General features: G+C 64.6%; 16 protein-coding genes. 7 read left to right on the top strand and 9 right to left on the bottom strand.

Going from position 1 to position 12288, the window contains the following annotated elements:
* Positions 1-54 precede the first annotated feature (54 nt).
* From VNK82_13890 to lpxC, 5 genes are all read left to right on the top strand, one after another.
* On the top strand, positions 55-858 hold the full coding sequence (locus tag VNK82_13890; protein HXE92044.1) for a lysophospholipid acyltransferase family protein: 804 nt from the start codon (positions 55-57) through the stop codon (positions 856-858).
* A 34-nt stretch (positions 859-892) separates the two neighbouring features.
* Positions 893-1720 (top strand): gamma-glutamyl-gamma-aminobutyrate hydrolase family protein, encoded by an 828-nt coding sequence (locus VNK82_13895; GenBank protein HXE92045.1) that lies wholly within the window; start codon positions 893-895, stop codon positions 1718-1720.
* Positions 1721-1795: 75 nt separating this feature from the next.
* On the top strand, positions 1796-2563 hold the full coding sequence (locus tag VNK82_13900; GenBank protein HXE92046.1) for an SDR family oxidoreductase: 768 nt from the start codon (positions 1796-1798) through the stop codon (positions 2561-2563).
* 41 nt (positions 2564-2604) lie between these two features.
* Positions 2605-3441, top strand: coding sequence for a hypothetical protein (locus VNK82_13905; GenBank protein HXE92047.1), 837 nt, complete (start codon positions 2605-2607; stop codon positions 3439-3441).
* A gap of 118 nt (positions 3442-3559) precedes the next feature.
* Positions 3560-4468: a UDP-3-O-acyl-N-acetylglucosamine deacetylase gene (gene lpxC, locus VNK82_13910; GenBank protein ID HXE92048.1), complete on the top strand. Its 909-nt coding sequence runs from the start codon at positions 3560-3562 to the stop codon at positions 4466-4468.
* Positions 4469-4518: 50 nt separating this feature from the next.
* On the opposite strand, the gene VNK82_13915 is transcribed toward lpxC, so the two are convergent.
* From VNK82_13915 to VNK82_13925, 3 genes are all read right to left on the bottom strand, one after another.
* The gene (locus tag VNK82_13915; GenBank protein HXE92049.1) at positions 4519-5238 is read right to left on the bottom strand and encodes a response regulator; all 720 of its coding nucleotides are present in this window, start codon (positions 5236-5238) and stop codon (positions 4519-4521) included.
* A gap of 84 nt (positions 5239-5322) precedes the next feature.
* Positions 5323-5670, bottom strand: a complete 348-nt coding sequence (locus tag VNK82_13920) for a hypothetical protein (GenBank protein HXE92050.1) — start codon at positions 5668-5670, stop codon at positions 5323-5325.
* Between the two features lie 149 nt (positions 5671-5819).
* The gene (locus VNK82_13925) at positions 5820-6611 is read right to left on the bottom strand and encodes a GGDEF domain-containing protein (protein ID HXE92051.1); all 792 of its coding nucleotides are present in this window, start codon (positions 6609-6611) and stop codon (positions 5820-5822) included.
* Between the two features lie 228 nt (positions 6612-6839).
* Here VNK82_13925 and VNK82_13930 point away from each other — a divergent pair, with 228 nt between their 5' ends.
* Positions 6840-7664 carry a hypothetical protein gene (locus VNK82_13930; GenBank protein HXE92052.1) on the top strand — a complete coding sequence of 275 codons (825 nt, stop codon included), beginning with the start codon at positions 6840-6842 and terminating at the stop codon, positions 7662-7664.
* Between the two features lie 106 nt (positions 7665-7770).
* On the opposite strand, the gene VNK82_13935 is transcribed toward VNK82_13930, so the two are convergent.
* The 6 genes from VNK82_13935 to VNK82_13960 all read right to left on the bottom strand — a co-directional run bounded on the left by VNK82_13935 (position 7771) and on the right by VNK82_13960 (position 11527).
* Positions 7771-8376 carry a YceI family protein gene (locus VNK82_13935; protein HXE92053.1) on the bottom strand — a complete coding sequence of 202 codons (606 nt, stop codon included), beginning with the start codon at positions 8374-8376 and terminating at the stop codon, positions 7771-7773.
* A gap of 19 nt (positions 8377-8395) precedes the next feature.
* On the bottom strand, positions 8396-8893 hold the full coding sequence (locus tag VNK82_13940; protein HXE92054.1) for a MarR family transcriptional regulator: 498 nt from the start codon (positions 8891-8893) through the stop codon (positions 8396-8398).
* 165 nt (positions 8894-9058) lie between these two features.
* Positions 9059-9190 (bottom strand): hypothetical protein, encoded by a 132-nt coding sequence (locus tag VNK82_13945; protein HXE92055.1) that lies wholly within the window; start codon positions 9188-9190, stop codon positions 9059-9061.
* A gap of 39 nt (positions 9191-9229) precedes the next feature.
* Positions 9230-10036 (bottom strand): VTT domain-containing protein, encoded by an 807-nt coding sequence (locus tag VNK82_13950; protein HXE92056.1) that lies wholly within the window; start codon positions 10034-10036, stop codon positions 9230-9232.
* Positions 10037-10264: 228 nt separating this feature from the next.
* The gene (folK, locus tag VNK82_13955) at positions 10265-10750 is read right to left on the bottom strand and encodes a 2-amino-4-hydroxy-6-hydroxymethyldihydropteridine diphosphokinase (GenBank protein HXE92057.1); all 486 of its coding nucleotides are present in this window, start codon (positions 10748-10750) and stop codon (positions 10265-10267) included.
* A gap of 123 nt (positions 10751-10873) precedes the next feature.
* Positions 10874-11527: a hypothetical protein gene (locus tag VNK82_13960; GenBank protein ID HXE92058.1), complete on the bottom strand. Its 654-nt coding sequence runs from the start codon at positions 11525-11527 to the stop codon at positions 10874-10876.
* A gap of 233 nt (positions 11528-11760) precedes the next feature.
* Between VNK82_13960 and VNK82_13965 the strand changes: the two genes are divergently transcribed.
* Positions 11761-12048 carry an HU family DNA-binding protein gene (locus VNK82_13965; protein ID HXE92059.1) on the top strand — a complete coding sequence of 96 codons (288 nt, stop codon included), beginning with the start codon at positions 11761-11763 and terminating at the stop codon, positions 12046-12048.
* Positions 12049-12288: the final 240 nt, after the last annotated feature.

The raw sequence follows: 12288 nt of genomic DNA on the forward strand, positions 1-12288 counted from the left end.
GCTTTTCAATGATTCAATGACCAAATGATTCAATGATTCAATCGATCCACTTCCGTGGCCAAGCGAACCAACAAGCTCCGACACACTTTAAGTCTTCTACGCTCCATCCTCATCCTCAACAATCTGATCTATCTCTACACCGTTATTCTCGGCACACTTTCGCTTCTTTCCTCGCTTTTCGACTCGAGCGGCCGCGTGCAGCACTGGTTCGCGCGCACCTGGTCGTGGCTCATCCTGAAGACGGCCATGTGCCCGGTGACGGTCGAGGGTCTGGACAAGATCGATACTTCCAAGCCCTACATGTACGCGGTCAACCATCTTTCGGCGCTGGACATCCCCGTGGTGTACGCTCACCTGCCCTTCCAGTTCCGCATCATGGCCAAGGAGGAATTGTTCCACTACCCGTTCATGGGTTGGCATCTGCGGCGCTCCGGCCAGGTTTCCATCGACCGCTCGAACGCGCTGGCTTCCATGCGGAGCCTGAACCGCGCCGCCGAGACGCTGAAGGCCGGCATGCCGCTGGTGGTCTATCCCGAGGGCGGGCGCTCGGCCTCGGGCCAAATCATCCCCTTCCTGGGGGGCGTCTTCTACGCCGCCATCAAGGCGCAGGCGGACGTGGTTCCCATCGCCTTAGTCGGCACTTACGAGGCGCTCCCGATGGACACCTTCCACATCATGCCGCGGCGTCTGTTGATGCTGGTGGGCGAACCCATCTCCACCGCCGGCCTGGTGCCGCGCGACATGGACGCCCTCGCCCTCAAAGTGCAAAAGGCGGTTGAAGACCTATACTATTCGTGCGCGGAAGTTCCCGATCCGCGTGTTCAACCTTCGGAAGCGGTCGCCCCGCGAAGTGGCTGAATGCTACATGCTGATTGCTGACTGCTGATTCTTCATGAAGCCTCGCATCGCCATCCCTGTTCCCCACTCCTCCGACAAGGACTACGACGACCGCGCCTTGCCGCAGTACAAGAAAGCCGTCGAGCAGGCCGGAGGCGAGGTCGAGGTCATCCCCCTGGACAAGAGCCAGGAAGAAGTCGCGCAACTGCTGAAGCGCTGCGACGGCGTGCTGCTGCCGGGCAGCTCCGCCGACCTCGACCCGCAGAAGTACAGCGCCAGGCGCGACCCGCACACCAATCCCGCCGACCCGGCGCGCGACGCCGTCGACGAGCTGCTGCTGCAGGATGTGCACAACATGCGCAAGCCGCTGCTGGGCATCTGCTATGGCCTGCAGGCGCTGAACGTCTGGCGCACCGGGACCCTGGTGCAGCACATCCAGAGCAGCGTGAAGCACGATGCCGGGCGGAGAGTGAAAAAAGCCCACACCGTGAGCGTCGCACCCGACTCACGGCTGGCCAAGATCCTTTCCGACGCCCCGAATACCGAGCTCTATCCCTCGCCCGACTTTACCGCCATGCAGTTCAAAGTGAATTCCAGCCATCACCAGGCGGTGAAGAAGACAGGCAGCGGCCTGCGGGTTTCCGCGCGCTGCCCTGACGACAGCATCGTCGAAGCCGTGGAGGGCACTGAGCCCGACCACTGGCTCATCGGTGTGCAGTGGCACCCGGAGCGCACCGCCGACGAGGATCCTTGCTCCCGGGCCTTGTTCACTGCATTGGTGGAAGCCGCCCGCGAATGGCACGAAAGTCCCCGCGCCCAGGGTGAACCGGAGGGCCTGCCACCGTCGAAATTTGCCAGGCCCGCCAAAGGCAAGGTCAAGTAGCAGACCACATTGCCTGCCGCCCTCAATCTGTCCCTGTGCCCTCGGTGTCCTCTGTGGTTAAACTAGAAGATTCCCATGGTCCCGCTAAGCCTGGAAGGCAAGGTCGCGCTGATTACCGGGGGCTCGCGCGGCATCGGCGCGGCCACCGTCCGGATGTTCGTCCAGGCGGGGGCCCGGGTGATGTTCAACTACCAGCGAGCGCGCGCCGCTGCCGAGGCGCTGGTGAAAGAATGCGGTGCGGAGCGCTGCTCCGCCCTGCAGAGCGATCTGGCAAGCGAAGGCCCGGCCAAGGCGCTGGTCGAAGCAACGGTTGCCCGCTTCGGCCGGCTCGACATCCTGGTGGCCAACCACGGCATTTGGCCGCATGAGGACATCCCCATCGAGCAAATGACCGAGGAGCACTGGAAGCGCACTTTCGCCGTGAACCTGGAGAGCGTCTTCGGCCTGGTGAAGCACGCCGTGGCCCAGATGAAGCGGCAGGGCAAAGGCGGGCACATCGTGCTGGTCAGTTCCACTTCAGGCCAGCGCGGCGAGGCCTTCCACGTGGACTACTCCGCCACCAAGGGCGCGCTCATCAGCCTGACCAAGGGGCTCTCCACCGAGCTTGCGCCCCACGGCATCCTGGTGAATAGCGTGGCGCCCGGCTGGGTGGCCACGGAGATGGTCGCGCCCACCCTGGCCGACCCCAAGTCGCGCGAGTGGGTGCTGGCCGCGCAGCCTCTGCGACGGCTGGCTACCCCGGAAGAGGTCGCCGGACCCATCCTGTTCCTGTGCACCGAGCACGCCGGCTATATCACCGGCGAGATTCTCAACATCAACGGAGGGTCGGTGCTGGTGGGATGAGGCAGCGGCACAGCCAAAGTCTGCGTCCTACAGTCTGTCACATGCTCGTCGGCTCCCCAATTCGTCTGCTGCTGGTGATGGCCCTCACGGCCACGCTGGCCGCGGCCCGGCAGCAGGCTGTGCCGCCCGCTTCCGCCCCGACCTCGGCCAACTCCGCGGCGGCCGCCAACACGCAAAAGGCGCGTGCGGTTCTGGACCGCGCCCTCCAGGCGCTGGGCGGCAAGGCTTTCCTCGAATTCACCGACCGCGTGCAGCACGGCCGCACCAGCCGCTTCTACCGCGGCCGGCCGGTGGGCGTGGGCGGCGACTTCCGCCGCATCTGGAAGTGGCCCGGCAAGGAGCGCTACGAGTTCTTCAAGGGCGCCGAATGGGTGGTCATCTTCAACGGCGACGAAGGCTTCGACATCACCTACCACGGCACTCGCCACGTCGATCCGCCCGACCTTGAGGAGCACATCCGCCGCCGCGACCGCTCGCTCGACTATGTCTTCCGCCTCTGGCTAAGCGACCCCAAAACACTGCTGTTCCACGAAGGCACGGTCATCGTGGACCGCAACCCGGCCGATAAAGTCACACTCGTCAACCCCAGGAATCAGGACGTCAGCCTGTTCTTCGACGCCCAAACCGGACTGCCCGTCCGCCTTTCCTACACCTATCGCGACCCGCACACGCGCGAGAAAATCGAAGAGGGTGAGATTTTCGCCAACTACAAATCCATCCAGGGCATCCAGACGCCCATGCGCGTGCAGCGTACGCGCGACGGAGAGATGACCCGCCAGTACTTCTACGACAGCGTCACCTACAACACCGGCGTCGCGGACTCCCAGTTCGCCGCCAAAGTTACGTACGAGGCGCCAAAGACCTACCCACCCCGCTAGGGACAAAGCCGGGAAGTTGCGCCCCGAAAACCACGAACTGTGGCAAATCTGCCACAGACGCAAGCTCTCGGAAAGTGCTCTAATCCATTGAGCAGTAGTCGCCTGGCAGCCTCTGCCTTTGCTTTTCGAGCAGACAATCCGTGAGCCCGTGGGATGTCGCGGCGTCGGACTACACTCCGGCGCGCAGGTCGACCTGCGTATCCTGCCGGCGCCCGCGGGTGCTGGTGTCGTCTTCCGGCGCATGGACCTGGACGGCTTCGAAGTCGAAGCCACTGGGCGCAACGTGGCCCGCGTCAGTTACGCCACCAGCCTGATGAAAAAAGGCGTCTTCATCTCCACCACCGAACACCTGCTTTCGGCGTTCATCGGCATGGGCCTGGATAACGCCATCGTCGAGCTGGACAACCTCGAGCTTCCTATCCTGGATGGCAGCGCGCTGCCGTTCGTGGAGATGGTGCGCCGCGCCGGGCTCAAGCGCCAGCGCCGCAAACGCAGCTACCTGCGTGTCCGCAAAGAGATCGAGCTGCGCGACGGCGACAAGTTCATCGCCGTCTATCCTGCCGACCGCTATTCCGTTTCCTACCGCATCAACTTCCCACATCCTCTCATTGGCCGGGAGTTTTTCGAAGTCGCTCTGGGAGGGGTGGGAATGGACGCGGCCGCCGAAAGCGAGGCCTACAGCCGCGAGATCGCACCGGCCCGCACCTTCGGCTTCCGCCACGAGGAAAAGGCCATGCGCAACATGGGCCTCATTCGCGGCGCCACGGTCGAGAACTGCATCGTGCTCACCCGCGAGGGTGTGGAAAACGGTCCGCTGCGCTTCCCCGACGAATTCGTCCGACACAAAGTGCTGGATCTGATCGGCGACCTGGCCCTGGTGGGACGCCGCATCATCGGGCGCGTGGTGGCCGACCGCGCCGGCCATGCCATGCACACCGCCCTGGTTTCGCTCTTCCTCCGCGACCGCTCGCTCTGGGAGGAGGTCACCTGGGACGAAGTGGCCCAACCCGCCGCGGTGCTGGCCTGAAAGTCTTTGCTGGATCCTGATTGCTGAAGGCTGAGGGCTGAGTGTGGAGGTCAGCACGCCCGGCGCGTAGCGTCCACGAAAAACTGCGGCGCTTCCGGCGCGGTCTTCTCCTCCAGCCAGCGGCGATACTGCAGACGCGACATCTGCAGGATCTCTAGGAAGCGGACGCCCGCCCGGCCCTGCCGGTCGCTCCATGCCACCTCGCCGCGGGCCTCGACCGGCGTTCTTTTTCCCGGCAAGTCGAAGCGGATCTCCAGCCGGCTGCCCGCCGGGATGGGGTCCACGGTCTCCAGCAGCATGCCTTCTTCGCTCAGGTTGGCGGCGCGCGCATAGACGGCGTGCGCCCCCGGCAGCGTCAGCGAAACGGCCAGATCCACGGGGTAGCGGTCGTAGCGCCGCCGCTCCCGCTGCGCCAGCCCTGCCGCCGTGCGCAGGCTGCGCGTCGTGCGTTCCCGGCACAGCGGCTTGTCAAGCACGAAGTTGGCGCCCATGCGGAAGGCGGTTCCCACGCTGGTAAGCCCGTTCAGGATGGCGAAGCGGATCGCCCGCCGGTTGCCCGCCGCATGCCGCAACTCCATCAGGAGGTCGGCGGCGCCATCCATGTCATCGCAATCCACCACCACCGCGTCGAAGCGCTCCCGCTCCAGCAGGCGGGCCGCCTGGCGCAGCGAAGTGCAGACTTCCACCTCAGCGCGCACTTCGGCCAGCATTTGCCGCATCGGTCCCAGAACCTGGGGATCGCGGCTCAACAGGAGGGCATGGAGGGCCATGTTCTGAAGGTAGAGGTCCGCGTCAAAGTCGCCCAGATAACTTCGGTAACTCCGCGCCGCAGCCAACTGCTAACTGCTGCCTTTCTACGCTGTCGCTTCCGCCCGCGCCCGGATGAGGCTGCCGGCGGCACGCAGGGTGCGGGCACCACGCTCCGTGCTGATGGGCTTGTCCAGCACAAAGTGGGCTCCCATGCGGAATGCGGCCCCGCCTTTCGCGCTCCCGCTCAGGATGGCGAACACGATGGCGCGCCCATTCACCGGGTGCTGCCGCAACCGCTTCAGGAACTCCTCTGCGGCATGGAGGTCGTCGCAGTCCAGCAGGATGGCGTGGAACTTCCGGCTGGCCAGCAGGTCCTGGGCGGCGGGATGGCTGGGCGAGACGTCCAGCCGCATGTCCGCGTCGCGCAGCAGCCGCCGTAGCACGCTTTCCACACGCGGATCGTTAGTCACCAGGAGAGAGTCTGGTTGCATAACGTTGTTCACTCTAGCCGGGCCACCCTCGCCTCGCCAGATACCCAAAGTTACCCTGCCCTGTTACCGCCGGTTACCACGCCATTGCAGAGTCCAGCATTCTCTTAGCGTTAGCTCACCCGCTGGGCCTTGTGCCGGTACATTTGCTGATCCGCCGCCTCGACTGTGACCTCGACCGGTCTTCCGCGTAAGTACTCCGCCAAGCCGCAACTCAGGCTCATGCGATAGCCATCGTGGCCGTGGGTTTCGTTCCAGGCCCTCACCGCCGCATGCACGCGCTCGACCACCCGCTCGCTCTCCCGCAGCCCGGTTTCCCACAGCAGGGCCAGGAACTCGTCTCCGCCGTAGCGGATGATCGTGTCGGAGTTGCGCAAGGTGCGGCGCAGGACGTGCGCCACCTCGGCCAGCAACCGGTCCCCGGCTTGATGTCCCAAACGGGTATTGACCCGCTTGAACTCGTCCACGTCCATCATCAGCAGGGTCAGGGGATCGCCGCTGCGCTCCAACCGGCTCAGTTCCCGGGGCAGGACGTGCGTCAGGTAATGACGGCTGAAGGTTTCCGTCAGGGCGTCGGTGAGCGACGCCCACTGCAATGCCTCGTTACGCAGTACCTGGTCGATCAGTTCCTCGCGGGCCTTCCGCACGCGCAAGTGCTGCTGCATGACGTACACGTTCGCCAGAATCACCAGCGCGATGAATCCGAACAGCAGTTGCGGCAGGTAGCGCCCGTCGGCGCGCAGCATCCCCAGGTTCCAGGCCAGATTGGGAAGGATGATGCCCACCACGCCCGCCGCCACCACCAGCAACAGCAGGAGCGCGATTCCCCACAATTGGACATCGCGCGCCTCCAGGCCTTGGATCCGGCGCCGCAGGTCGGAAGCGCCCGCCGCCTCTGTCGTCATCCTGCCCTTGATGATAAGTGCGCGGCGCCGTTTCGGGTCCTCCCCGCACAACCGGCCGGACCTCCCCCGGCCCGATTTGGGATCGCAGAAGAGAACGGGAAACGGCCGGACCCGACGGTGGCTATGTCTGTGCCGCGCCTCTCGGCGCAGGCGTGGGATGAGTCGGCGAGGCGGCGAGGACCAATCCATCCTCGCTCCCCGGCCGTAATAGAAGGCGGGAGGTTACAGGTGCCGCACGGATTCGATCTCGAAAAATATCTCCGCAACACCCGGAAGGTCGACGTCAGCGACCTCGACTGGGCCGCCGTCCCCGAGCATCCGCTCTCGGCTGAGGAACGCCGCTGCCTGACCTACATGATGGATATCGAATCGCACACCATCGTCTATCTGAAGGGCATCCTGAACACCTGTGCCATCCGCGACCCGGAGACCACCGCGTTCCTGAATTGCTGGGCCTATGAGGAGTTCTTCCACGGCCACACCATCCGCCGCTTTCTGGAAGCGGCCGGCGCGCGCTTCTCCCCCACCCGCGCGGCGGAAGTGCAAGGCAAGGCTTCTTTCTATGAGTGGCTCAAGGACCTGGGCGCATCTCTGGCGTGCCAGCTTACCGACCACTTCCACGCCGCCTACCTCACCTACGGCGCGATTTCCGAGCTGACCACGCTCGAAGGCTACGGCGTCGTGGCCCGCCGCACGCGGCACCCCGTCCTGCGCGCATTGGTGCTGCGCCTGGCCAAAGACGAACGGCGCCACTTTTCCTTCTACTACAACAAGGCGCGCGAGCAGCTCGCGGCGCGCAACGCGCAGCGGCTCACTTCCTGGGTCATCCGCAACTTCTGGCTGCCTGTGGGTGGTGGTGTAAAGCCGGAGACCGAAGTGGATTGGATGATGCACTACGTGCTCGGCGATGAAGCCGGACACACCGTCGCTGCCCGCATCGATTCCACCATCGCCCGCCTGCCCGGCCTGGAATGGTTCGACCGCATCTCCCGCAGCCGCGCCGATGTCTTGCGCCAGCTGGGCGCAGCCCAGGCGCTTCCTGCGTTGGCCTGATTTCGGCTCGCAGCGCCGGCGTCTCGTCGGCTGCAGCGGCGGCATCCCTGCCGCCGCAACTCATAGTCACCGGGCAGGCTAACCCTTCTTGAAACCAGCCTATCCCTTACCCCTTCTTGATCATCTCCAGATCGATGGTGATCTCGACCGTCTCGCCCACCACCAGGCCGCCGGCGTCGAAGGTCTTGTCCCAGCTCACTCCGTAGTCGAAGCGGTTGATCTTGGTCCTGGCGGTTGCCCCCCGCCGCGTGTTGCCCCACGGGTCTTTGATCTCAGGTGTCGGGCCCTCCACTTCGAGCACCACCGGCTTGGTCACCCCGCGGATGGTCAGGTCGCCCGTCACCCGAAGCTTGCCTTCCCCCGCCTTCTCCACTTTCGTGGACTGGAACGTCATGGTGGGGAAATTGGCCACGTCGAGGAAATCCGCGCTCTTCAGGTGCGCGTCGCGCTTGGGCTCGCGCGTATCGATGGTGGTGGTGTCGATGGTAGCCTCGACGCGCGATTTCGTGATGTCTTTCTCATCCAGATACACGGTGCCGGTCACGTTGTGAAAGTTCCCGCGCACCGTGCTGATGAGCAGGTGGCGCGCCGAAAACTGCGCGCTCGAATGCTGCGTGTCGATCTGAAAGGTCGCGGTCTGGGCCGCCGCCGCTGGGCTCAGCGCCACCACTGCGGCGAGGAGGAGGAAGATTGTACGTTGCAGTCGCTTCATGGATTCTTAGACTCCTTGTTTAATCTCGACGTGAGCCGTTGCTACGACCGGTCCCGATGGCGCGGGCCTTTTCCAGCAGCCCGATCAGCCGGCGCAGCTCCGTCCGCTTCATGTGTCCGAGCTGCCGCCGGTGCGCTTCCAGCACCGGCCCGTCCAGCCTCTTCAGGATGCGCAACCCCGCCGCGCTGATACGCACGGTGACCACGCGCCGGTCCCTTCCGTCCCGCGCGCGTTGCGCCAGGCCGCGCTTTTCCAGGCGGTCCAGGAGGCGCGTGACGTCCGGGTCGCGCGTGACCATGCGCGCCGCGATCTCACTGCACGCCAGCCCCGCCTTCCCTGCCCCGCGCAGGATGCGCAGTACGTTGTACTGCGCTCCCGAAAGGCCTTCCCGCTTCAGGGTTCCCACCTCCGCCCGCGCCAGCACGTCGGCCGTGCGCTTCAGGTTGAGGTAGGCTTCTTCCTCCAGCGCCTGGAACGGCTTGGTCTGCAGGATCTCGCGTTGCAGTCTGCCTGCCATCAAGGAGCATAATAGTCGTTGCAACGACTATCGTCAAGAGGAATAGATGCTGGACGGGCGCCCAGGATTCAGGACTTGGATGGGAAAGGGACTCAGCCCTGCGTTACAACGGGCTCCAATGTGGGCTCTAGGCCTGGTGAGGAAGTATTGGCTGACCACCAGCCGCTAACCACTCACCACGGCTTTTTCCGCCGGCCGTATCGCCACCAGGTCGAAGTGTTCCAGCTCGTACCCGGCGGTCACCCAGGCGTCGAAGCCGCCCTCCAGCGGCCGGACACGGCTGAATCCGTGATCCATCAGCATGCGCGCCACACGGGCGGCCGAGGCCTCGTTCGGTCAAGTGCAGTAGAGGATGATCTCCCGATCTGCGGGCAGTTCCGGCACCTTGCGTTCCAGTTCGGTCGCATCCAGCAGCAGCGCCCCCGGGATGCGCCGCGGATCGCCCCGCCGCGCCGCGGGCGAGCGCACGTCCACCACCACCGGCGCCTTCCCTTCCGCGATCAGGCGGTTCAATTCTTCCACCCCGATGCGTGCCAGCCGCAACTCGTTGTAGAACCGCTTCCGCTCCCGCCACTTCACGAAGATGAACACCCCCAGCGCCGCGCCCACAATCACCAGCGCCCATCCTCCCAGGCTTTCCAGGTAGGTGATCACGCGGTCGATGGCGTCATGGAAGATCATTCCCAGCCCGATGCCCAACCCCGCCCAGATCACTGCGCCCATTCCGTCGTAGATGAGGAACGCCGCTGCTCCCAGCCGGGTTGCGCCGGCCACCGGCGGCGCCACCGTCGAGAATCCCGGAACGAACTTGGCCACGATCAGCGAGCGCGCGCCCCAGCGCTCAAACAATGACTCCGTCTGCCGCACGCACGAAACCGGCGAGAGCGACACGCGGCACAGCGCGCTCAGCACCCGATGCCCGTGGTACCGCCCCAGTCCATACCATGCCGTATCCGCGATCAGGCAGGCCAGCACCGCGGCCGCCAACAGTTCCGGCCCCGAGTGCAGCCCCATGCCCACGAGCGCGCCCGCCACCAGCAGCGTCGGGAACGCCGGAATCGGCAGCCCGAACTGCTCCCCCAGCACGTTCAGGAATACGAACGGCAGCCCATACTGCGCCACTTTGGAGGAAAGGTCGGTCACGCTTCTGCTCTCTCAGGCTCCTCTCATGAGATGGCGTACCCGCCGAAAAGACGCAACCGCCGATGGCCGACCGGCAAACCGCTGGCCACGGATTGACACAGATGACCACGGATCACCGGTAATCTACCCTTCGTGCAACCTTCGTGTCCGAAGCCTGCCCTGAGCATCGCCGAAGGGTGGTGCAGTTTTGTTTTTTTGGAATCCGCCCCAATCCGCGTTCCTTCGTGGCTACTCGATTTTCCGCACTTTGGCATCGCCCGCCGGCAGCGTGTCCCGCAGCTCTTTCACCGTGCGTCCCAGCACCGGATGCCTCGCCTCCGGCGCGATCTCCGCCAGCGGCTCCAGCACGAACCTGCGCGCGTGCATCGCCGGATGCGGGATCACCAGCTCGCCCGTATCCACCACCGCTTCCCCGAACAGCACAATGTCGATATCCAGCGTCCGCGGGCCCTTCGCCACCGCTCGCCGCCGCCCCGCTTCCTGCTCGATCATGCGGATTCGTGCCAGGAACTGCTTCGGCATCAGTTCCGTTTCCAGCGCCACGGCACAGTTCAGGAACCAATCCTGGCGCGTGTATTCGACGGGCTCGGTCTCGTACAACGCGGAGACCGCTCGGATCTCGCCCAGTTCCCCCAGCCGCCTTATCGCTTGTTCCAAATACTCGCGCCGCTCCCCCACATTCGACCCCAGCGAAAGATAGACCAGCTTCTTCACGATGGGAATCGTAGCAGCGCCTGATGACAAACTTCTATCTTTGAGGCCGTCATCCTGAACGAGGGAGGGCTCCCAAGCGTTCTCACCAGCTTGGGAAACCCGAGTGAAGGACCTGGGTCTTGCTTACGGAATCACTATGCTCCGCCCCGCCTCCGGAGCCACGATATTCGCCTCTTTCTCCGGGAAGCGGCTGAACAGGAAATCCAGGAACGCCCGCGACTTCGGCCGGCCCGACGTCCGGGCCAGCGCCATCCGCACCAGGAACACCAGCGCTTCCAGCACTTCGCTGTCGCGCAGGGTGGCGTAGCCCACGTGTTTCTGTTCCGTCTCCCGATAGCTGGCGATCATCTTCTCCAGCTCCGCCACGATGGACTGCTGCGTCCCCAGTCCCTGTTCTGTTCCGGTAATTAGGCCCGAGGAAGTCAGTGTCTGGTAGCGCCGCGTCAGCGCCGAAAGCGCCGCAATCAGGTCGCGATCCACCAGCGCCCGGTCCGTCCGCGCCGCTTTGACCAGCGCGAACGACAGCCCCACCATCAGCGGCTCGCGCTCGCGCAGCAGCGCCTGCCGGATCTCCACCTCGGCGAACACTTCGGCCGCGGGCAACTCATTCAGCGGACGGGGTTTCTCGCGCTCCCGCGCCTGCCGCAGGTAGGCACAATCGCTGGGACACTCCAGCGTCACTTCCCTCTCGGTGCCGCAGCACACCGCGCAAATCCGCCCATGCACCGCCGGGCAGAAGCGCCTTTCCTTCCGCGTCTCGCAGATCTGGCAAGCCATGGCTGGTTCGGCATTCTAATGGGCCGGAACCTTGCTTCCCATTTTGGGAATCAGGCCCCGCTACACCCACCCCTCCCATCCCCGCATTGCACTTGGTTTTGTGCAACCCCACCCCTCTCAAACCCGCATAAAAAGCGGGCCCGAGGCTTCCCATCCCTGCGAAACTGTTGTATTATGCGGCTCGGAACAGGGGAGCACTTCTTACCATCACACCCCCGAGAGGAGAAACACTCATGGGCATGACCAAGACACAACTCGTCCGTCACATGGCCGAGAAGATCGAAACCAGCAACAAGACCGCGGCCGCGTTCCTCGACGCGCTCTGCGACACCGCCATCAAGGAGACCAAGAAGAGCGGCGTGTTCGTGCTGCCCGGTCTGGGCCGCCTGAAGAAGGTGCAGCGCAAGGCGCGCATGGGCCGCAACCCGCAGACCGGCGAGGCCATCAAAATCCCCGCCAAGACCACCGCCAAGTTCTATCTCGCGAAGGCCGTGAAAGACGCCATCGCGCCCAAGAAGTAAACTTCTTTACCCCGCAGTTCCAGGGCCGGCTCCCGCGAGCCGGCCTTTCCTTTTTTCGCCGCCGATGCACGCGGATGGTGTTGTTGGAAAAGCGACGAGCGCTCACCAGCACCGTCATCCTGAGCGAGGGAGGGCTCCCGCGCGCAGTTTCCAGCGCGGGAAACCCGAGCGAAGGATCTTGGGTCCGATTTTTCCGAGGGGCACGACTTCAGTCGTGCCGACACGAATCGGCTGAACATC

The organism is Terriglobales bacterium (assembly GCA_035573675.1).
In the GTDB taxonomy this organism is placed as follows: domain Bacteria; phylum Acidobacteriota; class Terriglobia; order Terriglobales; family Acidobacteriaceae; genus DATMAB01.

Coding starts and splice junctions, on each gene's coding strand:
- VNK82_13945 (HXE92055.1), bottom strand. CDS start 9,190: ATGGATCACGGATTCAGCCGTGTCCGGCCGCTGGAGGGCGGCTTCGAC.
- VNK82_13905 (HXE92047.1), top strand. CDS start 2,605: ATGCTCGTCGGCTCCCCAATTCGTCTGCTGCTGGTGATGGCCCTCACG.
- VNK82_13915 (HXE92049.1), bottom strand. CDS start 5,238: ATGGCCCTCCATGCCCTCCTGTTGAGCCGCGATCCCCAGGTTCTGGGA.
- VNK82_13895 (HXE92045.1), top strand. CDS start 893: ATGAAGCCTCGCATCGCCATCCCTGTTCCCCACTCCTCCGACAAGGAC.
- VNK82_13965 (HXE92059.1), top strand. CDS start 11,761: ATGGGCATGACCAAGACACAACTCGTCCGTCACATGGCCGAGAAGATC.
- VNK82_13960 (HXE92058.1), bottom strand. CDS start 11,527: ATGGCTTGCCAGATCTGCGAGACGCGGAAGGAAAGGCGCTTCTGCCCG.
- VNK82_13940 (HXE92054.1), bottom strand. CDS start 8,893: ATGGCAGGCAGACTGCAACGCGAGATCCTGCAGACCAAGCCGTTCCAG.
- VNK82_13925 (HXE92051.1), bottom strand. CDS start 6,611: ATGACGACAGAGGCGGCGGGCGCTTCCGACCTGCGGCGCCGGATCCAA.
- VNK82_13900 (HXE92046.1), top strand. CDS start 1,796: ATGGTCCCGCTAAGCCTGGAAGGCAAGGTCGCGCTGATTACCGGGGGC.
- VNK82_13935 (HXE92053.1), bottom strand. CDS start 8,376: ATGAAGCGACTGCAACGTACAATCTTCCTCCTCCTCGCCGCAGTGGTG.